Origin of the sequence: Flavobacterium sp. JAS (assembly GCF_020991455.1) — a bacterium.
GTDB lineage: Bacteria > Bacteroidota > Bacteroidia > Flavobacteriales > Flavobacteriaceae > Flavobacterium.
In genome coordinates, this window is the sequence record NZ_JAJMOX010000001.1 from 95273 (window position 1) to 120464 (window position 25192).

21 protein-coding genes are annotated in these 25192 nt (G+C 34.0%); 7 read left to right on the top strand and 14 right to left on the bottom strand.

Annotated elements, in window-relative coordinates:
• Positions 1-36: 36 nt before the first annotated feature.
• The 6 genes from LPB88_RS00425 to LPB88_RS00450 all read right to left on the bottom strand — a co-directional run bounded on the left by LPB88_RS00425 (position 37) and on the right by LPB88_RS00450 (position 5364).
• On the bottom strand, positions 37-945 hold the full coding sequence (locus LPB88_RS00425) for a pseudouridine synthase (RefSeq protein ID WP_230711841.1): 909 nt from the start codon (positions 943-945) through the stop codon (positions 37-39).
• A gap of 382 nt (positions 946-1327) precedes the next feature.
• On the bottom strand, positions 1328-2284 hold the full coding sequence (locus LPB88_RS00430) for a geranylgeranylglycerol-phosphate geranylgeranyltransferase (protein ID WP_230711843.1): 957 nt from the start codon (positions 2282-2284) through the stop codon (positions 1328-1330).
• 64 nt (positions 2285-2348) lie between these two features.
• Entirely contained in the window at positions 2349-2939 is a 591-nt protein-coding gene (locus LPB88_RS00435; RefSeq protein WP_230711844.1) for a hypothetical protein, read from the bottom strand.
• A 73-nt stretch (positions 2940-3012) separates the two neighbouring features.
• Positions 3013-3951 (bottom strand): mevalonate kinase, encoded by a 939-nt coding sequence (locus LPB88_RS00440; RefSeq protein ID WP_110837074.1) that lies wholly within the window; start codon positions 3949-3951, stop codon positions 3013-3015.
• A 106-nt stretch (positions 3952-4057) separates the two neighbouring features.
• Positions 4058-4252, bottom strand: a complete 195-nt coding sequence (locus LPB88_RS00445) for a hypothetical protein (protein ID WP_230711846.1) — start codon at positions 4250-4252, stop codon at positions 4058-4060.
• A 29-nt stretch (positions 4253-4281) separates the two neighbouring features.
• Positions 4282-5364, bottom strand: a complete 1083-nt coding sequence (locus LPB88_RS00450) for a diphosphomevalonate/mevalonate 3,5-bisphosphate decarboxylase family protein (protein WP_230711847.1) — start codon at positions 5362-5364, stop codon at positions 4282-4284.
• Positions 5365-5518: 154 nt separating this feature from the next.
• Here LPB88_RS00450 and LPB88_RS00455 point away from each other — a divergent pair, with 154 nt between their 5' ends.
• Together LPB88_RS00455 and LPB88_RS00460 are read left to right on the top strand one after the other, a co-directional pair.
• Positions 5519-5995, top strand: a complete 477-nt coding sequence (locus tag LPB88_RS00455; protein WP_230711849.1) for a TspO/MBR family protein — start codon at positions 5519-5521, stop codon at positions 5993-5995.
• A gap of 59 nt (positions 5996-6054) precedes the next feature.
• Entirely contained in the window at positions 6055-7014 is a 960-nt protein-coding gene (locus LPB88_RS00460) for a M48 family metallopeptidase (RefSeq protein WP_230711851.1), read from the top strand.
• A gap of 17 nt (positions 7015-7031) precedes the next feature.
• Here LPB88_RS00460 and LPB88_RS00465 read toward each other — a convergent pair whose 3' ends face one another.
• Positions 7032-8195 carry a XylR family transcriptional regulator gene (locus LPB88_RS00465; protein WP_230711853.1) on the bottom strand — a complete coding sequence of 388 codons (1164 nt, stop codon included), beginning with the start codon at positions 8193-8195 and terminating at the stop codon, positions 7032-7034.
• Positions 8196-8580: 385 nt separating this feature from the next.
• On the opposite strand from LPB88_RS00465, the gene LPB88_RS00470 reads away from it, so the two are divergent.
• The 5 genes from LPB88_RS00470 to LPB88_RS00490 all read left to right on the top strand — a co-directional run bounded on the left by LPB88_RS00470 (position 8581) and on the right by LPB88_RS00490 (position 18158).
• A complete protein-coding gene (locus LPB88_RS00470; protein ID WP_230711855.1) occupies positions 8581-11193 on the top strand; it encodes a glycoside hydrolase family 2 TIM barrel-domain containing protein in 2613 nt (870 codons plus the stop codon).
• Between the two features lie 136 nt (positions 11194-11329).
• Positions 11330-12589 (top strand): MFS transporter, encoded by a 1260-nt coding sequence (locus LPB88_RS00475; RefSeq protein WP_230711856.1) that lies wholly within the window; start codon positions 11330-11332, stop codon positions 12587-12589.
• Positions 12590-12607: 18 nt separating this feature from the next.
• Entirely contained in the window at positions 12608-13465 is an 858-nt protein-coding gene (locus LPB88_RS00480) for an ROK family protein (protein ID WP_230711859.1), read from the top strand.
• Positions 13466-13545: 80 nt separating this feature from the next.
• The gene (locus tag LPB88_RS00485) at positions 13546-16587 is read left to right on the top strand and encodes a SusC/RagA family TonB-linked outer membrane protein (protein ID WP_230711864.1); all 3042 of its coding nucleotides are present in this window, start codon (positions 13546-13548) and stop codon (positions 16585-16587) included.
• A gap of 11 nt (positions 16588-16598) precedes the next feature.
• Positions 16599-18158 (top strand): RagB/SusD family nutrient uptake outer membrane protein, encoded by a 1560-nt coding sequence (locus LPB88_RS00490; RefSeq protein WP_230711865.1) that lies wholly within the window; start codon positions 16599-16601, stop codon positions 18156-18158.
• Positions 18159-18262: 104 nt separating this feature from the next.
• Here LPB88_RS00490 and LPB88_RS00495 read toward each other — a convergent pair whose 3' ends face one another.
• The 7 genes from LPB88_RS00495 to LPB88_RS00525 all read right to left on the bottom strand — a co-directional run bounded on the left by LPB88_RS00495 (position 18263) and on the right by LPB88_RS00525 (position 25047).
• Positions 18263-19012: a hypothetical protein gene (locus tag LPB88_RS00495; RefSeq protein ID WP_230711866.1), complete on the bottom strand. Its 750-nt coding sequence runs from the start codon at positions 19010-19012 to the stop codon at positions 18263-18265.
• Positions 19013-19023: 11 nt separating this feature from the next.
• Positions 19024-19746: a hypothetical protein gene (locus tag LPB88_RS00500; RefSeq protein WP_230711867.1), complete on the bottom strand. Its 723-nt coding sequence runs from the start codon at positions 19744-19746 to the stop codon at positions 19024-19026.
• An 85-nt stretch (positions 19747-19831) separates the two neighbouring features.
• Positions 19832-20497, bottom strand: a complete 666-nt coding sequence (locus tag LPB88_RS00505; protein ID WP_230711868.1) for an MBL fold metallo-hydrolase — start codon at positions 20495-20497, stop codon at positions 19832-19834.
• Positions 20498-20557: 60 nt separating this feature from the next.
• A complete protein-coding gene (locus LPB88_RS00510; RefSeq protein WP_230711869.1) occupies positions 20558-21130 on the bottom strand; it encodes a Crp/Fnr family transcriptional regulator in 573 nt (190 codons plus the stop codon).
• Between the two features lie 8 nt (positions 21131-21138).
• Entirely contained in the window at positions 21139-22347 is a 1209-nt protein-coding gene (locus LPB88_RS00515; RefSeq protein WP_230711870.1) for an NAD(P)/FAD-dependent oxidoreductase, read from the bottom strand.
• Between the two features lie 128 nt (positions 22348-22475).
• Positions 22476-23153 carry a glycerophosphodiester phosphodiesterase family protein gene (locus LPB88_RS00520; protein ID WP_230711871.1) on the bottom strand — a complete coding sequence of 226 codons (678 nt, stop codon included), beginning with the start codon at positions 23151-23153 and terminating at the stop codon, positions 22476-22478.
• A 226-nt stretch (positions 23154-23379) separates the two neighbouring features.
• Positions 23380-25047, bottom strand: coding sequence for an alpha-amylase family glycosyl hydrolase (locus tag LPB88_RS00525; RefSeq protein WP_230711872.1), 1668 nt, complete (start codon positions 25045-25047; stop codon positions 23380-23382).
• Positions 25048-25192 lie beyond the last annotated feature (145 nt).

Genomic DNA, 25192 nt, shown 5'->3' on the forward strand with positions numbered 1-25192 from the left:
ACAGGATTTATATTTAAGTCCAAATTTGAAGTGCTTTTAAACGTTCTTCAAATTGATAATTTCTTGCTCGGTCAAAAAGCGCCAGTTACCTCTAGGTAAGTTCTTTTTGGTCAAACCAGCAAATGATACACGGTCTATACGTAAAACATCGTAGTCAAAGTTTTCGAATATTGCACGAACAACTTTTACATTCGATGAGCGTAGTTTAAGACCTACCTCGCTTTTTGCTTCTTTTTCAATATAACTTATTTCTTCAACAAACACGCGGTGTCCGTCAAGAACCAAACCTTTACTGATTTTCTCTAAATCCTCAAATTTCAAGTTTTTATCTAATGAAACCTGATAAATTTTAGATGATTTCTGACTTGGTAAAGTAAATTTACGAATCATATCTGTATCGTTAGTAAACAACAACAAACCAGTAGTGTTTTTGTCCATTCTTCCAATCGGAGCAATTTTTGCCGTTGTAGAACCACGAACAAGTTCCAGAACGTTACGGTATTCCTGACCTTCGTCAAGAGCAGTTGTAAAGTTTTTAGGTTTGTTCAACAAGATGTATTCTTTCTTTTCAGGAGTCAAAACAACACCGTCAAAGTTCACAACATCATTCAATTTTACTAAATAACCCATTTCAGTTACCGGAACGCCATTTACTTTTACGTTTCCAGACTGAATGTATATATCGGCATCACGACGTGAACAAACACCAGAATTAGAGATGTATTTGTTCAAACGAATTTCGTCTGCAGCTTTTTGTCTTTTTGGAGCCTGATTCTGTTTTTTAATTTTTTCAGCCTTTTCTTCTTCGGCAGCCTTAACAGCAGGTTTCACTTTTTTTGGCCCTTGAGCGCGCTTCGCCATAGGAGGTTTTGGCTTGTTAGAGTTTGGCCTAGAGCCACTTGGTCTAGAACCGCCTCTTTTATTATTGCCTTCCTTATTGTTCATAAATTCTGTAATTTGTGCAAAGATAGTTTATTCTTGCTAAATAATCCTAAGTTCATTGTTCTTAGATTAATAGCTATTAATTTTTGAGGTTCCAGAAGCATCACAACTGGCTTTTTTTCAGGCATGATTTCCCGCTTTTCGTTTCAATCTTTTATTTTTCTAAAGAAAAAAATAAAAGGATTTCCACTTCAAACGAAGTTCACTGAACTCCTATGAAAATAAATGTTAAGTGAAGTAATCGGGGCTAGTTTCAAACAATTAGCTTCTTTTAAACATTTAAAAAAAAAATATATCACAGAGATTCACAAAGTTGAAGAGTTACACAAAGTAAAATAAAGATCTGTGCAAATCTGCCTAAATCCGCGTCATCTGCGTGCAATCTTTAAAATTTCAAAAGCAAATTCTTCCCGTGCCATAAAACACTTGGATTAATCAGAACGATACAGAAAACGCCCGAAACAATCAAGAATTTAAGTACATTATGTAGTAGTAAAAATTGTTCTTTAGAATTTGATTTCCATAAATAAAGCAGGAAAAATAAGAGAACAGCAAAACAAACATAAAAGTAAATATCCATATAACCCACATCATAAATATTGATCAGAATATAAACCGGAATCACCGTTAAGAATGTCAGAACCGTAATAATTTGTTTAGAAACCGTTTCGTTATAGAGTATCGGAATTGTTTTGTAATCATTCGCCAAATCACCTTTTAAGTTTTCTAAATCCTTTATCATTTCCCGGATTAGTAATAATAAAAATAAGAAAACTGCATGTGCCGAAATCACCGCAAAATGACTCATGTGATCTTCGATTTCTTCAAACGAAATCTTATTATAAAAGTATAATAAAATAGCAAAGAAAGGAATTACAGCCAGCAATGCAGACGTTAGATTGCCAACAATTGCGTATTTTTTTATTTTATGAGAGTAAAACCAAATCAGAAAAATATATACTGAAAAAAACAGAAAAGCACGCCACGAAACAATCAGCGCCATTAAAACAGCAATAAAATTAAGCGTAAAATAAACTGATAATTTTGTTTTCTGACTCACCAATCGATCGAGCATCGATTTGTTAGGGCGATTAATTAAATCCTTTTGACTGTCGTAAAAATTATTAATAATATATCCCGAAGCGATCGTAATTGCCGAAGCAAAAACAATCAGGAATAGATTGAAATCAAGTAGAATATCGAGCGCTCTTTTTTCAGGAGCCAATATGAAAATTGCCGATAAATATTGTGCTAAAACAATAATCGGAATGTTATAACCTCTTACCACAGAGAACAAACTGACAATTTTCATCACTAAAAGTTTGTGCTGTCTGCTTAACATTTTTTAATTTCAGTTTTAGGAATTGAGGCGTAATTTAAGATTTTTTGTCGAGGGAACCTCAAGATCAAAGTTTATTTTTTAGTAGCTCCTTAGAACCAAATCCTAATTTTCGAATACAAGCCAAGGCTTGTTTTTGAGTCATATTAACTTCAGTGATGTCTTCTTTCTTTACAAAAACAACAGAACCGCTCCACGGATTTGGAGCATCCGGAATAAATACTGTAAAATTATTTTCATCGATTTGTTCTACTAAAAAGGCAAATTGTAAACCTGCATCTGTTGGTACCAAAATAACTTTTAAATCCTGATTAGATTCAAAACCCATTATGCTTTCGTTCATGCTTTTCATAAAAGAATAACCAGGAACGAAGCCTAAAATTCCGTCTTCTAGTTTTTGTATTAACTTTTGTGCAGCCGAAGTTTTCGAGATTAAACCGGCAGTAAAACAAATAAAAGCGATGATAAATATGGCAACAACTTCTTCGATTGCTAATCCCAAAATTTTCACTTTTGGGAAGTGATTGATAATAGGAAGAGTAATTTTTTGAACAATATTAAAGCCTTTTTCCAAAAGAACCAAGAGTAAAATCAATGGCGCTAAAAATAGAATTCCTCCTAAAAAAGTTGCTTTGATAATCTTTAAAATACTCTTCATATTCAATAGCTTTTTTAGGGTTAAGGTTTTAGGAAAATGTACTCAAATAACTAGCTTTTAGGAAGATTTTAATTTAAAACTGATATACTACTTCTAATTTATAGTCTTTCAAAGATGCTTTGGCGCGTTCTAAATCTTCGGTAAAACCAAGAATATATCCGCCACCGCCAGAACCACAAAGTTTTAGGTAATAATCGTTTGTGTCAATACCATTTTGCCAAATTCCGTGAAATTGCTCCGGAATCATTGGTTTGAAATTGTTCAAAACAACTTTAGAAAGCTTTTTAGTATTGGTAAACAATGATTTCATGTCGCCATGCAAAAAGTTCTCTACACAAGCGTCAGTATATTTCACAAATTGGTTTTTAAGCATCGTACGGAAACCTTTATCTTTTAAGTTTTCCATGAAAATGTTAACCATTGGAGCCGTTTCTCCAACAATTCCTGAATCTAATAAAAACACAGCGCCTTTTCCGTCAAAACTTTGAGTCGGAATGCCGGTTGCTTCAATATTATCTTTAGAATTGATTAAAATCGGAATACTCAAATAACTGTTTAAAGGGTCTAAACCAGAACTTTTTCCGTGGAAAAAACTCTCCATTTGAGCAAATATATTTTTTAATTGTAACAGTTTCTCACGAGTTAAATTCTCTAAAACCGTTATTTTATGTGTAGCATATTTATCATAAATAGCAGCAACAAGAGCGCCACTACTACCAACTCCGTATCCTTGTGGAATACTTGAGTCAAAATACATTCCGGTTTCAACATCGTTTTTTAAAGTTGCCAAATCAAAAGTAACCAATTCAGGTTGTTCTGTTTGTAGCGTTTCAAGGTAAGATGCAAAACGTTTTAAACTTGCATTTGATGCTATTGCCTCCGCCGAAGGATCTTCGATTTTCTTCAAAGCACCATTGTAAAAATTATAAGGAATAGAAAGTCCTTTAGAGTCGCGGATGATTCCGTATTCTCCAAAGAGTAATATTTTTGAGTAAAATAATGGTCCTTTCATGTTTATTTTATGTCTTTCTTAATTTTATTTGGGTCTTGTCTTGTGTGTTTCAAAAGATAAATAGAAGTTTGTTAAAAAATGCTATCTATATTTTTTCATTAAGTCTTCATAAACTTACAACTTCTCCTCTTTCAAATTCTTTTACGCTAAGTTCAAGTTCTTCTTTTTGTTCTTCAGTCAAATCATCCCACCAATCTTTTTTCGCCTCAGTCAATAATTTTTTGACTGCTTTAATGATGGATAGATCATTTGTCTCTTCCAATATTTTTATGATTTTGAGCTTTTCAGATTCGATATCCATAACCTAAATTTTAATTAAAGATACGAAAATTATCTCTTCATTGCTCCGTCTCCAATTTGGTCACAAATGTACTGACCATTCTGGCAAAATACAACTAATTCGTCCTGAATAAATTGTAGTACTTTTTCGCTAACGTTTTCGGGATATAAAACGTGAACATTCGCGCCCGCATCAAGCGTAAAACAAACCGGAATTTGTGTTTCATTTCTGAATTTCCAAATTGCATTAATGATCTGTAATGTATTTGGTTTCATCAAAATAAAATACGGCATCGAAGTCATCATCATTGCATGCAAAGTCAAGGCTTCGCTTTCTACCACTTTAATGAATTCATCTAAATTTCCGCTCTCAAAAACCGCAATTAACTGATCGAGATTTTCATGTGCCTGAGCAAAACGTCTTTCGGCATACGGATGATTGTGCATTAAATCGTGACCAACAGTACTCGAAACTTGTTTTTCGCCTTTGTCAACTAATAAAATGGTATCTTGATAATTCTTGAAATTTTCATGAATTGTATACGGAAATTCAACTCCATATAAATCAGTACTTCCTTGAATATTCGCCTGGTTTCCCCAAACAACAACATTTCCTTTTACGCTACGGCAAGCGCTTCCAGAACCTAAACGGGCTAAAAATGATGCTTTTTGATAAAAGTAATCCTCTGTCATTTCTGGATTCAATGCTTTTTCCAAACTCATAAAATTCATCGCCAAAGCCGCCATTCCTGAAGCCGAAGAAGCAATTCCGGAACTGTGTGGAAATGTATTTTGTGTGTCAATCGTAAAATGATAGTCTTTCAAAAAAGGAAAATACACTTCAATTCTTTCTAAAAACTTCTGAATTTTTGGTTTAAAATCTTCCTTCGGTTTTCCTTCAAACAATAAATCAAATGAAAAAGAATTTTGATTTTCTCTTTTTTCAAAACCTAATTTAGTAATCGTTTTGCAATTATTTAGTGTAAAACTCACCGAAGGATTTGCCGGAATTTGATTGTCTTTTTTTCCCCAATATTTCACTAATGCAATATTGCTGGGAGCGCTCCATTCAAAATTTCCGTTTTCGATGGTCGAAGTATATTTTTTAGGAATAAAATCAGTTGCTGTAAACATGAATTATAAAATTTTGGCAAAGATAGTTTTTATAATATTTCACCATATAAGTTAGATAAGAAAATATAAACGAAACGTAAACTAAAATGAACTTATATCACTTCTATGGTTTAACCTTTCTTTTTGACTATTTTTGGAAAAAAATCAGAGGAAGATGAACAAGACAGTCAAAATTGCAATAGCGTTAATTATTTGTTTAATGGTAGGATATTCTGCAAGTGTCGTAACAAGGCCAAGCGTAGAAACGTGGTATCCAACGATTGTAAAACCAAGTTTTAATCCGCCCAATTGGATTTTTATGCCGGTTTGGACCATACTTTATATTTTTATGGCTGTTGCAGCAGGATTGGTTTGGGATAAAATAAAAGAACAAAACGAAGAGGTAAAAAAAGCCTTAGGGTTTTTCTTGATTCAGTTGACTTTGAATGCGATTTGGTCGTACATTTTCTTCGGATTAAAAAACCCGATGCTGGCCGTTGTCGAAATTACACTTTTATGGTTGATGATTTATGAAACTTATTTTAAATTCAACAAAATCAATAAAATTGCCGGATATTTATTGATTCCGTATATGGCTTGGGTTGCTTTTGCCGGAATTTTGAACGCCAGTATCTGGTGGTTGAATAGATAAGAATTTTTGTTTCAGGTTTCAAGTTTCAGGTTTAATCTTTAATCAATACGTTTTACTTTATGAATAAATTCAGGGTTTTTGTTGTTGTGTTGGTTTTGTTTTCGTTTAAGACTTTTGCTTGTTTGAATGGGGATACAAAGGTTTTGAAAAATGGAGTTGAAGTTTATTACGATGAATTTGAACGAATTCCTGAGGGGCATCGATTTATTGTAGAGAATTTTCCAAAACTAATCCAAGATCTTGAAGAGCAATACAAAAAAACGAATGATATTGATTATTTGTCTGATAAAGGATATGTCCTAATTATTAGTGGGAAATATCAGGAAGCTTTAAAATTATATTTAGAGATTGAAAAATTAAAACCAAATAGATATTCTACAGCTTCAAATCTGGGAACTCTTTATGAGTTAATGGGAGAAAACCAAAATGCTTTTAATTGGATTAAAAAATCGATTCAAATTAATCCGGAATCTCACAAAGGTTCAGAATGGCTCCATTTAAAAATATTAGAAGCAAAAATCAAAAATCTTAAAGAGGTTTCAGGTGAGTTTTTAATCAATACTACTTTCGGTTTAGAAAAAACTCCTAAAACAAATTTGTCTAAGAAAGAGTTAGAAGAATTAAAGAAAGCTTTGTATTATCAATTAAACGAGCGCATAACTTTTATAAAGCCAAAAGATCGAATTATTTCGGTTTTACTTTTTGAGTTAGGAAATATTGCAATAATAAATAAAGATTATTTGTCTGCGTCTCAAATCTATGAACTTTCAAAGAAATATGGATTTCAAGAGGAATTGATAAACAAGAGAACAATACTTTGTTATGAGAAATGGGTACATTATTATTCGAGTAAAGCTGAAGAACTTGAAATGCAAAAAGGTGGTTCATTTCGATTAGAAGGATATCAAATCGATGCTGTTGTAATTAGTTTGATTATTGTGTCTCTTTTTTTTCTGAGTTTATTGATCTATTGTATTGTTCTTTTTCGAAAATTGAAAAAGGCTAATGTCTCAACTTAAATTATTCGTTTTTTAAATCATTTCGACTGTTTCAATTTTCTAAATTCTAACGGATTAACGCCTTCATGACGGCTGAAATATCTCGAAAGGTTTTTGATGTCAGTATATCCACAAACGTCTGAAATTTCGGTGATGGATAAATCTGTTTCGATCAAAAGCTGCTTTACTTGTTTAATTCGTAGCGTATTGATTTCGTCGAGAATACTTCTTTTTAAAACCAATTGAAATCTTTTTTCTAAAACTCTTCGTGACAATGCCGTTGCATTAACAACATCATCTACAGATATTCTTTCTTTATAATTGTAATAGATGAAATGCAATGCTTTACTTATTTCTTTGTCATTTACGGCAAGAAAATCAGTTGATCTTCGGGTAATTATTTGCAAATGTTCTACATAAATATCATCATAATGACCTTCTTTATTCAGCATCATTTTGTTAAGAAGCTGAGCAGTTTCGAAACCTGCTTTTTCAGTATTCAGAGAAATACTCGATAAAGGAGGATCTGACAAATTACAAATACTTAAATCATTGTCAACTCCAAGAACAGATACTTGCTCGGGAACATTAATACCAACCGCTTTACAGGCTTCCGTGACGTGTTGTCCCTGATTATCGTCGCAAGTCATAATTGCGATAGGTTTTGGTAAAGCTTTAAGCCAATCTGCCAATTGTGATTCTTTGTAACTCCATAATGGCGGAGTTTCTTCTTTTTGATGTTGGTAGATATGAACATTAAAATTGAATTCTGCTGCTTTTTCGCAGAAACCTTCACATCTTTCACGAGACCAGACAATATTGTCGAAGCCATAAAAGCCAAAATTTTTAAAGCCTTTTTCAATAAAATAAGAAGCCGCCATTTGCCCCGTTTCTTTATAAGGTCCCGTAATGTTAGGTATTCCAATAAAACGTTCGTTTGTGTCTTGTGCAATGATTGGAATGTCTAATGAAAGTAATTTTTCAAAATCCTGCTCGTTTTCAATTTGAGCAATAATACCATTTGCGCCCCAGGTTTTTGCCCATGCAATGGCGTTTTTTAGTTCCTTTTTATTTCCGCTCACAATCGGAATTCGGCAAAAGTTAAACGGACCAAATAGTCGCGAATATTTCGCAATTCCGTTTAAAAGGCCACGTCCGTATTCTTCAGAAAAGTTAACTAATAGCAGTACTTTGGGGATCATTTTATTAGATATTGGTTGATATAGAGTGTTTTATATTAAAATAAAATCAGAAAATTATTAACTGTTTACTTTGAGTTTTATAATTGTAAATATTCGCAAAATGAAGATTAATTATCGCAAATATACCATTATCAATTAAATTACAAGCCTACTTTTGTTTCGTGGTTTTCAATAAAAAACACAAAAATGCTTTAATTATTAATTTTTTTAACCTTTTTTAAATGCATTTAGGTCTTTTTACTGCTTTTGGCAAAATATACCATTTGTAATTTTGTAGTAAAAAAATGATGAATTTTAGTAAATAAACCATGAAATTTAAAACGTTTTAAACCTTAAATTTTGTTAACCAATACATTAATCTCTTTATTAGATTAAAAGAAAAATTATGAAGAATATAAATTATACTAATGGTAGAATGATCTCATTCCTTTTATGGCTTATGTGCAGTTTGGCTACTATAAGTGCTCAAAATGTAAAATTTGAGAAGCAATTAAAAGAGGGATGGAATATAGAATCATCAGCAAAAATAAATATTACCGGAGATAAAATTTCACAGGCTAATTTTGATGTCACAAAATGGTACAAAACTTCAGTTCCATCGACTGTAATGGCATCTTTAATTGCGAACAATGAGTATTCTGATATTTTTATGGGAGAAAATATCAATAAAGTTGACACGACAAGATTTAGAGTTCCGTGGTGGTATCGAAATGAATTTGTTATCGAAGATGCTTCAAAAAATACAGAATTAATATTTGAAGGAATTAATTACAGAGCAAATGTTTGGCTAAATGGTAGCCGAATAGCTTCGGCAGATAGTTTATTTGGAGGATTTAGAATATTTGTTTTGAACATTTCAAAGTATGTAAAAAAAGGAAAGAATGTTTTGGCTGTTGAAGTTTTTAATCAAAAAACAGACGAACCTTCAATTGGTTTTGTCGATTGGGCTCCTATGGCTCCGGATCGCGAATTGGGATTATGGAGACCTGTAAAGCTTAAAATCTCGGATAAAACAAGTCTGAACAGCATCTTTGTGACTTCAAAAATTGATAAAAAAGGCTATAAAAGTGCCGAGTTAGAAATTTCTGCGGAAGCGGTAAACAATACTAATGAAGCGATAGAAGCAGTTGTAAAAGGAAAAATCGAAAACATCAACTTCGAAAAGAAATTTACGCTTAAACCTTTAGAAAAACGAGTGATTGTTTTTAATGCTTCAGAATTCAAACAGCTAAAAATTAATAATCCTCGTTTGTGGTGGACGTATGAATTGGGAAAACCTAATTTGTATAAGCTAACAATGTCAATCGAAACCAATAATAAAGTTTCGTTTTCAAAATCTACTTCTTTCGGAATACGAGAAGTTGAGGATTACATGACGGCAAAAGGATACAGAGGTTATAAATTAAATGGTGTTGAAGTTCTGATTAAAGGTGGCGGTTGGGTCGATGGAATGTTCCTGAATGATACCGAAGAAAAAGTAAAAGCACAATTAGAATATGTGAAACAAACTAACATGAATACGGTTAGGATGGAAGGCTTTTGGGGAAATAGCGAAAGAATCTACGAAATGTGCGACGAAATGGGGCTTTTGATGATGGTGGGATGGAGTTGCCAATGGGAATGGAAAGGTTATCTTAATAAACCGGAAGATGATTTTATGTCGATCAAAACGCCCGAAGACATGAATCTGATTATAAACTATACTCGCGATCATGTGAATTGGCTGCGAAACCACCCGAGTATTTTTGTTTGGGTAATGGGAAGCGATAAATTACCACGTCCGGAATTGGAAGCAAAATACAATGTTCTTTTTAAAGAAGTTGATCCTTCAAGACCGCTTTTAATGTCTTGTAAAGGAATGGAAAGTTCAATTTCAGGAAAAACCGGAGTAAAAATGAACGGCCCTTACGATTATGTTGCACCTGGTTATTGGTTTGAGGATACAGAAAATGGAGGAGCCTTTGGATTTAATACAGAGACAGGCCCTGGACCGCAAGTTCCTTCGCTTGAAGTGGTAAAAAGTATGATTCCCGAAGATAAATTATGGCCCATAAATTCGACTTGGGATTTTCACTGCGGGAGAAATGAATTTCAAACGCTTGATCGTTTTACAAAAGCATTCGATAAAAGATACGGAATTCAGAATAATGTTGAAGATTTTACTTTTAAAAGCCAGGCTTCAAATTTAGAATCTATGCGATCAATGTACGAAGCTTTTGCAATAAACAGAAGTAATACAACCGGAATCGTTCAATGGATGTTTAATTCTCCGTGGCCAAAATTAATCTGGCAGTTTTGGGATTATAATTTGTTACCAAATGCCGCTTTTTACGGTGCAAGATTAGGCGCACGCCAAGTAAATATTGCCTACAATTATGGTGATAATGCGGTTTATGTAAGCAATCTAAATCCTGAGAAAACGAAGAATCTGAAAGCGAAATTACAGATATATGATTTTAACGGAAAAGTAATTTTCGAAAAAGAAGCAACAGTTTCTGTAAACGGAAATGCTTCGGTTAAAACAATTAATTTGCCTGATAATGCAGCCTATTCGAAAGTATATTTTCTGAAGATAAATTTATCTGATGAAAAAGGAAATTCAATTGCAGACAACTTTTATTGGTTATCGACTAAAAAAGATGTGTTCGATTTTGCAAAATCAGATTGGATCAATACTCCGTTAAGTGAATATGCTGATTTTACGGATTTAGACAAATTACCAAAAGTAAAAATTGAAACTCAAAACATTATTAAAAAAGAAAATGACCAATATGAGGTTACAGTACAACTTAAAAACTCATCAAATTCTATTGCATTTTTAATTGAATTAAACATTGTTGGAGACGTTTCAGGAAAATCAATAGTTCCGGTTTTATGGGACGACAACTATATTTCATTAGTGCCAAAAGAAAGCAGGACAATCAAAGTCACTTTTCCAGTCTCTGCTTTAAAAGGCGAAAAACCTGTTTTTAAATACAAAGGCTGGAATGTAGAATAAAAAGATCAGGATCGATTACTTGAAATAGTAAAATACTATTTAATAATTAAAGTGAATTAGAAGTCCAAAAAACGGATTTCTTTTTCAGAAGGAAAACTCATGTCTAAATCTAAAATTTTAATAAATAAACAAACAAATGAAAACGAGTAAATTAACAGTAGGATTGGTGTTTTTGACCTTTTTTGTTATTTCTTTTCTGACTAACATTATGGGACCATTAATTCCGGATATTATCAATAGTTACCATTTATCGCTTGGTATGGTTGGTTTTCTTCCGTTTTCATTTTTTGCTGCTTATGGCGTGATGTCGACTTCAGCAGGAGTTTTGCTCGAAAAATACAGAGAGAAAAAAGTGATGGCATTTTCGTTTCTGATAGCCGCATTAGGTTCGTTGTTATTCGGTTTGTTTCCGTATTATTCTATGGCACTGGTTTCCTTGTTTTTAATCGGAATTGGAATGGCGGCTTTGCAAGTAGCAATTAATCCGTTGTTGCGAGTTTCAGGAGGCGAAGAACATTTTGCGTTCAACTCTGTAATGGCGCAATTATTCTTTGGGTTAGCTTCTTTTTTAAGTCCGTTGGTTTATAGTTACTTGGTAACCAACATCAAACACGATCAGAAAAATTCAAATGAGTTTCTGGAAATCTTATCAAAACTAGTTCCTGCAAATCTAAATTGGGTTTCTCTATATTGGATTTTTGCCATAACAGCACTTGCCATGGTTCTTATTATTCTGCTTTTTAAGTTCCCAAAATTTGAATTAGACGAAACCGAAAAAGCAGGAACATGGAGCGTTTACAAAGATTTGCTTAAAAACAAAACGGTGCTTTTATTCTTCTTCGGAACTTTTGCCTACGTAGGAACGGAGCAAGGAATCGCCAATTGGATGTCGAAATTTCTAAGTGATTATCACGGTTATTCTCCTCAAACTGTTGGTGCCGAAGCCGTGGCCTATTTCTGGGGACTTTTGACCGCGGGATGTCTTTTAGGTTTGGTTTTGCTTAAATTTCTAGACAGCCGAAAAGTACTTATTCTATTTGCAGCTGGGGCAATTATTCTTCTAACACTTGCCTTATTTGGTTCGGCAGAAATTTCGCTTTATGCGTTTCCGCTTTCTGGTTTTGCCCTTTCAGTAATGTGGTCTGTCGTTTTTTCATTGGCATTAAACTCTCTTAAAAATAATCATGGCGCTTTCTCTGGTATTTTATGTACCGGAATTGTTGGCGGAGCTGTGATGTCATTAATCATTGGGAAACTAGGCGATATAATTGGGCTTCAATATGCAATGACCACCTTGTATATTACACTCGGATACATCCTGAGCATTGGTTTTTGGGCCAAGCCTTTAGTCAACAATGCCACAATAAATTTAAAGAAAACAAAAGAAAATCAATAATTATATAAAGTTTTAAAAATGTCGGAAAGAAAGATCATAGGCGTTGACATGGGAGGGACAAAAATCCACACTAGCCTTATTTTAGGAAAAGAAATAATCTCCGAATGTGTAGTAGATACACCCGCCAAAGAATCTGAAAAAGTAGTTTTAGACAGATTGATACATGCCATAGAACAAGTTTATCAGCCCGGTTGCGAAGGTATTGGTATTGGCGTACCAAGTGTAGTAGATTGGAAAGAAGGAATTGTATATGATGTTGTTGCCATCCCATCCTGGAAAGAAGTTCACGTGAAAAAAATACTTGAAGAGCACTTCAAAATTCCGGTGTATGTCAATAACGATTCGAACTGTTTTGCTTTAGGCGAAAATTTCTTTGGAAAAGGAACTGACTCTGCAAATTTTGTGGCAGTAACTATAGGAACCGGTCTTGGAAGCGGAATCATTATCGAAAATAAATTATATCAAGGAGTAAATACGGGAGCCGGCGAAATAGGAAGTATCTCTTATAAAGACGGAATTATTGAGCAATATTGTGCCAGCGAGTTTTTTATTTCCCGCGGATTAGACGGAGAAAAAGTCTATCTCGAAGCTAAAAAAGGAGATCCACAAGCCTTAGAAATTTTTAAGGAATATGGTAAAAATCTCTCTCAGGTTATCAAAATAGTTTTATACGCCTACGACCCCGAAATCATAATTCTGGGAGGTTCTATAAGTAATGCTTATGAATTTTTTATTGATGCGGTTTGGGAAGGTCTTCATGATTTTATGTTTCCTGTTGAGCTAAAAAAACTCAGAATTGAGAATTCAGAACTTAAAAACAGTGCCGTTTTGGGTGCTGCTGCATTAGTATACAATTTTAACCTCGAAACGGTTTAGTTTCAACCAAAAGTATTTATAACCACATTAAAAAAAATAACTAAACAAAAACCAAAATTATTAACCAAAAAAATATTACGATGAAAAATAGTCTACAAAAAGGCTTAATGGTTATTATAACCATGCTATGTACTAGTTGGATGTATTCGCAAGATGTGTCCGGGCTGGTTTCAGATTCTAATGGCCCGCTTCCTGGCGTTTCAATATTAGTAAAGGGAAGTAAAAACGAGGCTCAAACTGATTTTGACGGTAGATTTACGATTAAAAACGTAAACAAAAGTGCGGTATTGATTTTTAGCTACATCGGTCTTAAAAATCAGGAAGTAAATGTTGACGGACGAACTAAGATAAATGTAGTATTGGCTCAGGACCGCAGCGAACTAAACGAAGTTGTAGTCGTGGGTTACGGAACTTCAAAAAAGAAAGATTTAACGGGAGCTGTAGACGTGCTTTCGTCAAAAGATTTTGATGGAGTTTCAAATACATCGCCAGCTTTATTGCTAAGGGGTAAAGTTGCCGGAGTACAAATTACGCAAACAAGCGGAGAACCAGGTTCTGCAGTTACGATTCGGGTTCGTGGTTCCTCTTCTGTTCGTTCCGGAAATGGACCTTTAATTGTAGTTGATGGAGTTCCGTTAAGTGGAGGAGATGTATCTGCAGAAGGAGCTGATTTATTAGGAACTTCTTCAGCAAAAAATCCTTTAAACTTTATAAACGAAGCCGATATCGAATCTATTTCTGTTCTAAAAGATGCTTCTTCTACAGCAATTTATGGCGCACGTGGAGCAAATGGAGTAATCGTAATTACAACCAAAAAAGGAAAATCTAACGTTCCTGAATTCAACTTTAGCACCTCAACACAGTTTAGTACAAAAGCAGGAAATTTTAATGTAATGAATCCTGATCAGTTTGTTGCAGCAAGCAAAGCAGCCGGTGTACCATCTATTCCTGCGGATCCTGTTGCAGGAACTCCGGCAATTAATAACCAAGATTACGGGGGAAGAAATTACAATTGGGAAGATGCTGTATTGCAGAGGGGAGTAGCGGTAAACAATAATTTATCTTTTAATTCGTCAAGCGAAAATTCGAGCACCAGAGTATCTTTTTCTACCAGTAATAACAAGGGAATTGTAAAAAATACAGGATTAGACAAATACACGATTTCGTTTTTCAACTCAAACAATTTCTTTGATAAAATATTAAAAGTAGATACAAAATTGCTTTATGCAAGTATAAACGACCAGACGACTTTAATAACAAATAATGCGAGTTACATTGGGAACGTTATTGGATCTGCTTTATATTGGAATCCGACAAGACCAATTTACAACGCCGATGGACATTATAATGTGGTAAGCGAAACGTATTTAAATCCGGTACAACTACTGGATTCTTATAAAGATTACACCAATACCAATAAATTATTAGGAAGTATTAATGCCGTACTTAGGTTGGGAAATCACTTTAAATATAATTTCTTATTTGGCGTAGAAACTTCAAATTCTACCAGAAAAAGTCAAATTTTACCAACGATGCAAATTCAGGGAGATGCGTTTTTTGGTGCAGTTCCCGGATCAGATCCTGCGATTACAAAATACGGTACAGCGTCTATTCAGGGACTTAGTAATTTCAATAAAACCTTCGAAAACAACTTAAATTATACCAATAAATTTGGAGATAATTTTAACCTGAATGCTTTAGTTGGATATTCCTATTATTACTATCTGGCGAGTGGTTTTCTAACTTCAGGAAAAGGATATGACCCGGCTCAAACCAATTTAATAGATAATATCGAAGGCGGACTTCAAAATGAATTTAGAACCAGTTCTTTTAAAAATGCTTCTGAATTGCAATCTTTTTATGCCAGAGCCGATGCTACTTTTTTCAAACAATATGTAATTACGGCCACCGTTCGTACAGATGGATCTACAAAATTGGGAGCGAACAATAAATACGGAACGTTTCCGTCTATTGGTTTTGCTGACAATTTATTTCAGGATAAAGATGGAATTCTGAATAACTTGAAAATTAGAGGAAACTGGGGTATTACAGGAAATCAGGAATTTGCTCCAAACTCCGCTATCGGAAGAGCGAGTTATGGCAATAATGGAACTTTAAATATTGATACGAATGCCAATGATAATCTGAAATGGGAAACTACAGAATCATGGGGAATTGGAACAGATTTCACTTTATTAAAATACAGATTAACAGGGACGGTAGATTACTTTTACAGAAACACAAAGGATTTAATTTTCCCTGTTCCGCAAGCGTCAACGCAGCCGGGACCAAATACGCCGCGTAACAAAAACTTACCTGGAAACTTAATCAATCAGGGAGTTGAGGTTAGTTTGGATTATAAAATAATTGAGACTGAAAATGTTTCTTGGGAAATTGGTGCCAATGCTTCTTTCCTTAAAAACGAAATGAAAAACTTTAGCGGAACTGTTGGAACCGGAGGTTTAAACGGACAAGGATTAGACGGTGCTTATACACAAGTAATCACGAATAACAAACCGCTTTATTCGTATTATTTATATGATTTTAAGGGATATGATGCCAGCGGAAATTCTATTTATACAAATGCCGCTGGAGCACCAGCCGGACTCGGAGACGCTTCTAAACAATTACTGAATAAACAGCCATTACCAAAAATAAATTATGGTTTTTCGTCAACTTTTAAATACAAAGGTTTTGATGCTGTAGTTTCGTTCTACGGAGTTGCAGGAAATTATATTTATGATAATACACAAAATGCTTATTTCTTTAAAGGAGCTTTTTTAGGAGGAAGAAATGTTACTGAAAAAGCAGCTTATTCTGAGCAGGCACAAGGAGATCCAAACTCGCCTTCGACTAAATTTTTGCAAAAAGGAGACTTCTTAAGAATGGGAGAATTAACCTTTGGATACACTTTTACAGGAGCTTTAATCGAAAGAATGAAATGCAAAAATGTGCGTATTTATGCAAACGGTTCAAACCTGTTATTGTTTACAAATTATACCGGATTTGACCCCGAAGTAGATATTAACAAACAAGTTAACGGAGTTCCTTCTGCAGGTATGGATTATCTGGCTTACCCAAGATCAAAAGGAATTGCTTTTGGACTTAACGTAACATTTTAATTTTAAAAACTATGAAAACTATCAATATTATAAAAAGTATCTTTTTCGTAAGTACACTAATTTTAAGTGTTAGCTGTACGAACTTGAATGAAGAAGTTTTAGACGGAATCCCTACCGGAGGAGAAAATACTCCTGTAAATACAGCTGCTTTGTTACATACTGCTTATCAGGGATTAAGAAATTTTCAGGCTCAGGAACAAATGCATACATTAAACGAAATGTCTACAGATGCATTAGTTGGTCCAACACGTGGAGGAGATTGGGATGATAACGGTACCTGGAGACAATTTCATACCCTGACCTGGACGCCGGATAATGTCGAGATCAGGAATGCCTGGAACAGTTTATTGGCAAGTGTGTACGATTGTAATACGATTATCGAAAACTCTAAAGATGCTTCAGAGATTGTTCAGGCCCGTTTTTTAAGAGCTTTCTATTATTATAATGTTTTGGATCTATACGGACAAACTCCTTATAGACAAGCAGGAACTCCATTAACAAGTGATCCTAAAGTATGGACAAGAGCTCAGGCAACTGATTTTGTACTTAGCGAATTAGAAGCGATTCAGCCAGATTTACCAGCTCGTATTGCAGGAGATGCAAGTATAGTAAATGCAGATGCAGGTCATTTTTTATTAGCTAAAATTTATTTGAATCTTGGTGTTTTCAAAGCAGCAAATCCTGCTGGGCCATACACTTTTGAAGTCGCAAATATGAACAAAGTTATTGCTCATATAGAAGCCATACAAAGTAGTTTAGCCCATTCTTATTGGGATAATTTTACACCGGACAATAACAATTCGCCTGAGATTTTATTCTCTTCAAAAAATGTATTAGGAGACGGAGGATCTCTTGGAGATTACTGGAGATACGGAATGCATTACAACCAAACGCCAGACGGTTATAATGGATTTTGTACGGTAGGAGAATATTATGATCGTTTTAATGTGGCAGATGATCGTCTTCAGCATTCAACACCCGAAATTATTGCTCATTTTGGAAACCCAATCGGATTTCAATACGGACAAATGTATGCTCCCGAAACTACAGATGAGGTTACAGGCGCAATCACGCCCGGAGGAACAATTCCGTTAAAAGACAGAAACGGAAATCCGTTATTCTTTACCAAAGAAGTGACCTTAATTCTTTCAGGACCAACTATTGAAACAGCCGGAATTAGAACTCAAAAATACCAGCCGGATGTTAATAATCTTGATCATCCGGAAAATGACTTTATCTTAATGCGTTATGCCGATGCTTTGTTAATGGAAGCCGAAGCAATTCTTAGAGGAGGAGCTGCATCAGGTAATGGTTCTGCTCAGGATATTATGGATAAAATTGCAGTAAGAACAGGTGTTCCTGCGCCAACGGCTACTTTAGAAAATTTATATGCCGAAAGAGGCAGAGAATTATGGTGGGAAGGATGGAGAAGAAATGATATGATTCGTTTTGGAACTTTTCTGGGAGCCAGAGAATTAAAAAAGAACGTTTCACCAGAGAAATATTTATTGTATTGTCTTCCGTCAGATGCTTTATTTAATTTGAATTTAAAGCAGAATCCGGGATACTAAACACAAATTTTCATGTTTAGCAAATTCGATATGCAAATTCCTAATGGCAAAGGTTTTTGTATATCGAATTTGTGTTTACACAAACGAGAATTAAATGCTGCGAATTAATTTTTAGGCTCCATTTTTATTTTTTTGAACATCTCATTTTTAGCGTACAAAAAATCCATTGTAGTTAATACATTATTGTTTTCTAAAAGGTTTTTAGATTTTGGATCTGCATCGCAGAAGTCCAGAAAAAGTTCAACTTCTTCGGGAGGTAATTTTAAATCCTTGGTAAAAAAAGTGGAAGGAATTGATGCTGTTACGAGTTTTTTGAAAACAGTTTGTTCCGTTTTCTTTTTTAGTTCTTTGTCTTTATCTTTTTTGAATAAATTTATAAGCCCTGTTCCCATTCGGCCGAAGTCCGCACCATTTGTAATTGTTCCGTTGTAAACGCCAGTATATTTTTGAAGAGATAAGGCATCTTTTGTGAGCTTTATGTCGTCCAAATCTTGTTGAGAAATCTTAAAAGGATTAAGTTTTATAGAAGTGACTACTACTTCGTCCAGTTCTTCGGGCCTGATAATCATATTTACTATAAGATTATTTTTAGCAATATCTTCAGGTGTTATTTTTAATCTTGTAAAAAAGTAATCTTTAGAAAAAAACAGTAAACTATCTTTAGCTTTAACCAAAATTGAAAACTCTCCTAAATAATCTGTTGTTGTGCTGGTTTTCGCTGTTTTATTGATAACCTCTACTTTTTTAATAGGATAGTTATTAGACAGGACTTTTCCGTGAAGTAATTTTTCAGTTTGAGAAATAGAAAGCTGATAGGTTAAAAAAGAAATTGTGGTAAGTAATTTTACTTTCATTTACTTGTTTTTTAGTTTTTACTTGTGGAATTCAATTTTTTAAACTCATCATTTTTGATATACAAAAAATCCATTGTAGCTAAAATGTTTGGATGTTCCAGAAGCAATTTAGATTTTGGATCAGCATCGCAGAATTCAATAAAAAGATCTTTTTCTTCGGGTTTTATTTTTAGATTATTGATGAAAAAATCGGGTGGACAAAAAGCAATTACCAGTTTCTTAAAACGATCGTCGTCAAGTTCGATTGTTTTCTTTTGTTTGCCTTTTAAAGGAAATGAAATTCGAAGAGCTTCTCTAATTGAATTATCACTAACTCCTGTATTCCAGAATAAATCTTTGGCATTTTTGCTGATTAATACATCTGCAACAGCATCAGCATCGATCTTAACTTTATCGAATTTGGCCTTAGTTATTACAACTTCATTTAATTCTTCTGCTTTCGGAATCATATTTACTATAAGATTATTGATTTCGATTTCCTTTTCGGTAATTTTCAACCGTGCGAATAGATAATCTTTAGAATAAAAAATCAAACTATCTTTTACATTTACCAAAATCGAAAAATCTCCAAATTCATTTGTTTTTGTGCTGGTTTTGGCTGTTTTATTGATTACCTCAACTTTATTTAGCGGTGTTTTATTAGAAAGAACTTTTCCATGAATTAGTTTTTCTGTTTGAGAAATAGAAAGTTGGTACGTTAAAAAAGAAATCGTGGTAAGTAATTTTACTTTCATCTGGTGGTATTTAGTTGAAAGTAAAATTATTAGAATTGTCTTAACTAAAACTTAGCGAATATGTAAATTCTTGTTAATTATAAAATTAAAATTTTGCTGCGAATTTTTCTAATTCTCCCTTATTTACTAAAACAGGACCATGACCAAAACAAAGTACTTTTGGTCTTAGCGAAGCCAGTTTTTTAATTGAATTTCTATTTAATTCCTGATTGCTTGTAAATAAATTAGGAGGTTCATGCAAACCGACAATTGTAGTTAATAGATTCATGTTTGTTATAACATCTCCAACGATAAGAACACCATCTGATTCTCTAAAAAAAGATAAATGACCACTCGAATGCCCGGGAGTTTCAATAACAGTAAATCCTGCAATAGTATCGCCTTCCTTTAATGTTTGTGCTACAGGATATCCTTTACCTGCCCAAAATTTCTTTTGAAATTTTGAAATAATATGATTAGGATTTGGGTATTCAAAAACCACATTTCCGTTTTCTGCAGTTGGTTTCTCTAATTCACTACACCAAAGCGGGATATTCAACGTTTCACAAATAATTTTACTGCTTCCCTGATGATCGGCATGAGCGTGCGTTAATACATGTTTGGTTATTGCTTTATTTTTTAAAGAATTCAAAATGATGCTGCTAGAACTCCTAATTCCGGCATCAATTAATACATCTTCAACTAAATAACAATTAATGGCGTTACGAGGGAATAAGGGAATCTGGTAAACATCTTTGGCTATATTCTTCATCTTTTCAAATTTTATATTTGCAAAGATTTGAATTCAGTTATTCAATTCACTTGATAAATGTTAAGAAATACTTTGTCTGATTCTGCTTAAAGATTCTGGAGTTATCCCTAAAAACGAAGCGATATAAATTAAAGGCGTTCGCTGGATTATTTTGGCTGGAGCCGATTCTAAAAAGGTTAAGTACTTTTCTTTCGCCGGAATCATTTGAAGTTTCAAAACGCGATCCGCCATACAAAGGTAATTCTGCTCTGCTAAAATCCTCCCGACACGTTCCCAATTTGGAATTTCGCCATATAAATATTGCATTTTGTTATAACTTATCGAAAGAACTTCGGAATCCTCTATACATTGAATGTTTTCAAAAGATGAGGTTTGATTGATGAAACTCGAATAAGAAGCAATAAAACCGTCATCACAACTCAAGTAAGTGGTGATTTCTTTTCCATCTTTTAAATAATAAACACGGGCTAATCCATCAATAATAAAAAAAATCTTGTTACTGATTTTTTCAAAAGAAGAAAGATCAGTTTTAGCATCAAATCTTTCATATTCAAAACAAGAATCAATCGTCTCGATTTCATTTTCAGAAAATGAAGCGATCGAAAGTATTTGTTTTTTTAATGATGAATTCATGATTGTTATTAGATAGCATTAGCCAAAATAAACCCGCCTGTCCAGGCATTCTGAAAATTAAATCCTCCTGTAATGGCATCAATGTTTACAATCTCTCCAGCAAAATAAAGGTTTTGATGCAATTTGCTTTCCATGGTTTTGAAGTTGATTTCTTTTAAATCAATTCCTCCGGCGGTAACAAATTCTTCTTTAAAAGTACTTTTTCCGTTAACCTGAAACTTTGCTTTTGTCAATTGAGAAGCTAAATTCTGTAATTGTATTTTAGATAAATCTGCCCATTTCGTTTCTGCTTCAATTTCTGAAGCTAAAACAAGGCTTTCCCACAAACGATTCGGGAAATCGAAAGGAGATTTTTTAGAAACGGCTTTTTTAGCGTGTTCCTGTTTTAAGTCTTTCAGAATTTTTTCGGCGTCTTCTGTATCAACATCGTTTAACCAATTTACAAAAATGGTAAACTGATAATTTTTATCGAATAAAATACGTGCGCCCCAAGCCGAAAGTTTTAGAATCGCTGGTCCGCTCATTCCCCAATGCGTGATTAACAAAGGTCCGGTAGATTCTAGTTTGGTATCTTTTACATTTACGGTAACTTGAGCAGCAACGCCGGGTAATTCTTTTATTCTTGGGTCTTTAATATTAAATGTAAATAGGGAAGGAACGGGGCTCACAATTGCGTGTCCTTGCGTTTGAAGCATTTCCCAGATTTTTGGGTTACTTCCTGTGGCAAGAACTAGTTTTTCTGTGGCATAATTTTCATCCTGAGTATCAATTTTCCAATGATTTTCAGCTTTAAAAATCGATTGTACGCTTTGTCCGGTTAAGACTTTAATACCTAATTTTCCGGTCGCTTCTAAGAAACAATCTATAATAGTTTGAGAGGAATTCGAAACGGGAAACATTCTTCCGTCGTCTTCGATTTTTAATTCGACACCATGTTTTTCGAACCATTCAATTGTATCTCCGGAACAAAACTGGTGAAAAGGTCCACGAAGCTCTTTTTCGCCACGCGGATAAAATTTAACCAATTCATTTGGTTCAAAACAAGCGTGTGTTACGTTGCATCTTCCACCGCCGGAAACACGAACTTTAGAAAGTACTTCTTTCCCTCTTTCTAAAATGGCAATTTTCAGTTTTGGATTTTTCTCTGCAATATTAATCGCTGTAAAAAAACCTGCAGCGCCTCCGCCAACAATAATTATGTCGAAATTTTTAATCATATTTTATTTTTTGCCACTATTTTTTTTGCCACGAATTCCACGAATTAACACAAATTTTAAATGTTGTGGACTTGTTAAATAATCTTTGTCAAAGTTTTAAACTTTGACAAAGATTGCAACGATTGGTTTTATAGTCTATCCGGAAAATCACTTATGATTCCGTCTACGTTATAGCTTTTTATTCTTTGAATGTCTTCCGGAGAATCTACTGTCCAAGGCAGAACCTGAAATCCTTTTTCCTGTATTTCTTTAGTGTTTTCGGAATTCAATAATTGAAAATCCGGATTAATAGCTTTTGCTTTTATACTTTCAGCGAAAGCCAAAGCTTTGTCTACATCTTCTTCGGTTAAAACTCCGATCGCAATATTTGAATTTAGATTGTGGACTTCTTCAAGCATATTCCATTCAAAACTCGAAATGATGAAATCCCCATATTTCCAGTTTTTATCCGAAATATATTCTTCAATCAAAGCCACAACTTTACTCGCTGTTCCAACACCTTTTAACTCGACATTGATCAAGCATTTTTTGTCGATCAAATCAAAAACCTCAATTAAAGTTGGAATCTCAAGCTGATCTGCAATCAAAAAAGACTTTAATTGGGACAAAGATAAGTTATTTACAAGACCTTTTCCGTTGGTTGTTCTGTCGGTGGTTTCATCGTGCATTACGATTATATGCCCATCAGAACTTAAATGAACATCAAGTTCGATTCCGTCTGCGTTTAAGTCTAAAGCTTTCTGGAAGGATTTGAGTGTGTTTTCAGGTTCGTATCCTTTGGCGCCGCGATGTGCTATTTTTAGCATGTTGAAGAAGTTTAACCGCAAAGGTCGCAAAGTTTTACGCAAAGGTCGCAAGGAATTTATTAAAAAAGTGTTGCCACAGATTATAAGTATTTATTTCTCTCGCAGATTTTGCAGATAAAGCAGATTTATTTTAGAATGCATTTATAAATAATCTGCGTATATCTGTTTATTTTTTTTAATCTGCCTTATCTGCAAAATCTGCGAGAGAAAAACCTAGCGACTGCGGTTAAATTTTTTCCAATAGAACAAAATTGAAATCACTGTCAATTGAAACTTTTCCATCAATGACTTCAACTTCCTGATTAGAATAAGTATCTCTTAGTTTTGTTCCGTTTTGGAAAATAGAATCGACTTGAATTTCTTTTTTTCCTTGTGGTAAATCCAGACCAATAATTACCTGATCGGTAAAAGTATCTTTGGTAAATGTTCTCGAAAAAACATAAGGTTCACCGTTTATTTGTGAATGAATTCCGGCGCCAATCGCAGGATGATTTCGTCTAAATTGTCCTAATTTCTGCCAATGCAAAAGTGTTTTTTGTACTTCAGAATTATTCTGAATATCGTCCCAATTCATATTCGAACGTAAAGTAGCATCGCCCTGAGTACCTTCAATAACCAAAGATCTGTTAGATTCATCGCCATAATAAACCTGAGACATTCCAGGCGAAAGCAATAATTTAGTTCCGGCTTCGATGCCTTTTACTCTGTTTGCATCAAATGGTTGTCCATCATCGTGTGAAGACATATAATTAAGGACCGAATATCCTTTTAGATCATTATTTAAAGCATTTGAATATTTCGAAAATAAACCTTCGTAATTGTTTTGAGCAGCATTCCATTTGAATTCAAAATTAATCATGCTGTTAAAACCATTCTGAAAGTAGTTCACTTTTCGATCTCCAAAATCATAATCTTGTCCACCGCTAATTCCGTAACCGTAAACTTCGGCAATAGTATAAAACGGATTTTGATCCAGAACTTGTAACGGATGATGTTTTTTCCAGTTTTCAAAAGCATAATCACATTCTTTTTTAAAATCTGCCCAAACGCTTTCTTCGGTATGTTTTACGGTATCTCCGCGATAACCGTCAACTCCAAATTCTGTTATATAATCGGTTAGCCATTTTATGATGTAATATTTTGGAGTTCTTGGATAATTTGTTCTTTTGAAAAATTCATCCAATGAAGCTATTTCTTTTTCATAACGACCTTCTTTTTTCCATTTTCCGATTAAAAAAGGCGGTAATTCTACTTCCTGAACACTTTCAGTTCTAACGTCCGGAAGATTGTCTACCAAAGTACACATCGTAGTATTTTCGAATGACTTATAATCGCAAACAACGCCGGTTCGAACCCAGTCTGATGGCCAAACAGGATCTTCGGGAGTTACGGGGCCAGTATGATTAATAACGCCGTCAAGCATAATTCGGATGCCTTTTTCGTGTGCTTTTTTCACCAGATTTGCTAAGTCTTCTTTTGTTCCGAAGTTTGGATCTAAAGCTGTCCAATCTCTTGCCCAATAACCATGAAAACCATAACTCAATCCGGTTCCTTCGTCAACTCCATCGTGAATTTGTTCTACAATTGGTGTAAGCCAGATAGCATTTATCCCTAATTTTTCAAAATATCCTGATTCAATTTTTTTGGTAATTCCGATGATATCGCCACCTTCAAATCCGCGTAATTTCCCTGGGGTTTTGGTGCGGTTGAAGTTTAAATCGTTAGAAGTATCTCCGTTATAAAAACGATCGGTAAGTAAAAAGTAAACATTTGCGCCTTCCCAAACGAAAGGTGTTTTCGAAATATTGTCGTTATTCATTGTAACTGATTTTGAGCCAGAACAACTCGTGATTATGAATACTAAAGGTAAAAAAAGGAAAGTGAGTTTTTTCATTTATTCTAAATTTAACAAGCATTTATAATTTGACTAAGACAAAAAACCGCCACGAATTCACGAATTATTTTTTGACAATCTTTGATGATAATAATTTGTGAATTCGTGGCGGAAATAGTTGTCTATATTTAAACACATAGAAACA

Coding starts and splice junctions, on each gene's coding strand:
- LPB88_RS00510 (WP_230711869.1), bottom strand. CDS start 21,130: ATGAATTCATCATTAAAAAAACAAATACTTTCGATCGCTTCATTTTCT.
- LPB88_RS00490 (WP_230711865.1), top strand. CDS start 16,599: ATGAAAACTATCAATATTATAAAAAGTATCTTTTTCGTAAGTACACTA.
- LPB88_RS00460 (WP_230711851.1), top strand. CDS start 6,055: ATGAATAAATTCAGGGTTTTTGTTGTTGTGTTGGTTTTGTTTTCGTTT.
- LPB88_RS00450 (WP_230711847.1), bottom strand. CDS start 5,364: ATGTTTACAGCAACTGATTTTATTCCTAAAAAATATACTTCGACCATC.
- LPB88_RS00455 (WP_230711849.1), top strand. CDS start 5,519: ATGAACAAGACAGTCAAAATTGCAATAGCGTTAATTATTTGTTTAATG.
- LPB88_RS00500 (WP_230711867.1), bottom strand. CDS start 19,746: ATGAAAGTAAAATTACTTACCACGATTTCTTTTTTAACGTACCAACTT.
- LPB88_RS00520 (WP_230711871.1), bottom strand. CDS start 23,153: ATGCTAAAAATAGCACATCGCGGCGCCAAAGGATACGAACCTGAAAAC.
- LPB88_RS00465 (WP_230711853.1), bottom strand. CDS start 8,195: ATGATCCCCAAAGTACTGCTATTAGTTAACTTTTCTGAAGAATACGGA.
- LPB88_RS00495 (WP_230711866.1), bottom strand. CDS start 19,012: ATGAAAGTAAAATTACTTACCACAATTTCTTTTTTAACCTATCAGCTT.
- LPB88_RS00425 (WP_230711841.1), bottom strand. CDS start 945: ATGAACAATAAGGAAGGCAATAATAAAAGAGGCGGTTCTAGACCAAGT.
- LPB88_RS00525 (WP_230711872.1), bottom strand. CDS start 25,047: ATGAAAAAACTCACTTTCCTTTTTTTACCTTTAGTATTCATAATCACG.
- LPB88_RS00515 (WP_230711870.1), bottom strand. CDS start 22,347: ATGATTAAAAATTTCGACATAATTATTGTTGGCGGAGGCGCTGCAGGT.
- LPB88_RS00485 (WP_230711864.1), top strand. CDS start 13,546: ATGAAAAATAGTCTACAAAAAGGCTTAATGGTTATTATAACCATGCTA.
- LPB88_RS00480 (WP_230711859.1), top strand. CDS start 12,608: ATGTCGGAAAGAAAGATCATAGGCGTTGACATGGGAGGGACAAAAATC.
- LPB88_RS00475 (WP_230711856.1), top strand. CDS start 11,330: ATGAAAACGAGTAAATTAACAGTAGGATTGGTGTTTTTGACCTTTTTT.
- LPB88_RS00430 (WP_230711843.1), bottom strand. CDS start 2,284: ATGTTAAGCAGACAGCACAAACTTTTAGTGATGAAAATTGTCAGTTTG.
- LPB88_RS00445 (WP_230711846.1), bottom strand. CDS start 4,252: ATGGATATCGAATCTGAAAAGCTCAAAATCATAAAAATATTGGAAGAG.
- LPB88_RS00435 (WP_230711844.1), bottom strand. CDS start 2,939: ATGAAGAGTATTTTAAAGATTATCAAAGCAACTTTTTTAGGAGGAATT.
- LPB88_RS00470 (WP_230711855.1), top strand. CDS start 8,581: ATGAAGAATATAAATTATACTAATGGTAGAATGATCTCATTCCTTTTA.
- LPB88_RS00440 (WP_110837074.1), bottom strand. CDS start 3,951: ATGAAAGGACCATTATTTTACTCAAAAATATTACTCTTTGGAGAATAC.
- LPB88_RS00505 (WP_230711868.1), bottom strand. CDS start 20,497: ATGAAGAATATAGCCAAAGATGTTTACCAGATTCCCTTATTCCCTCGT.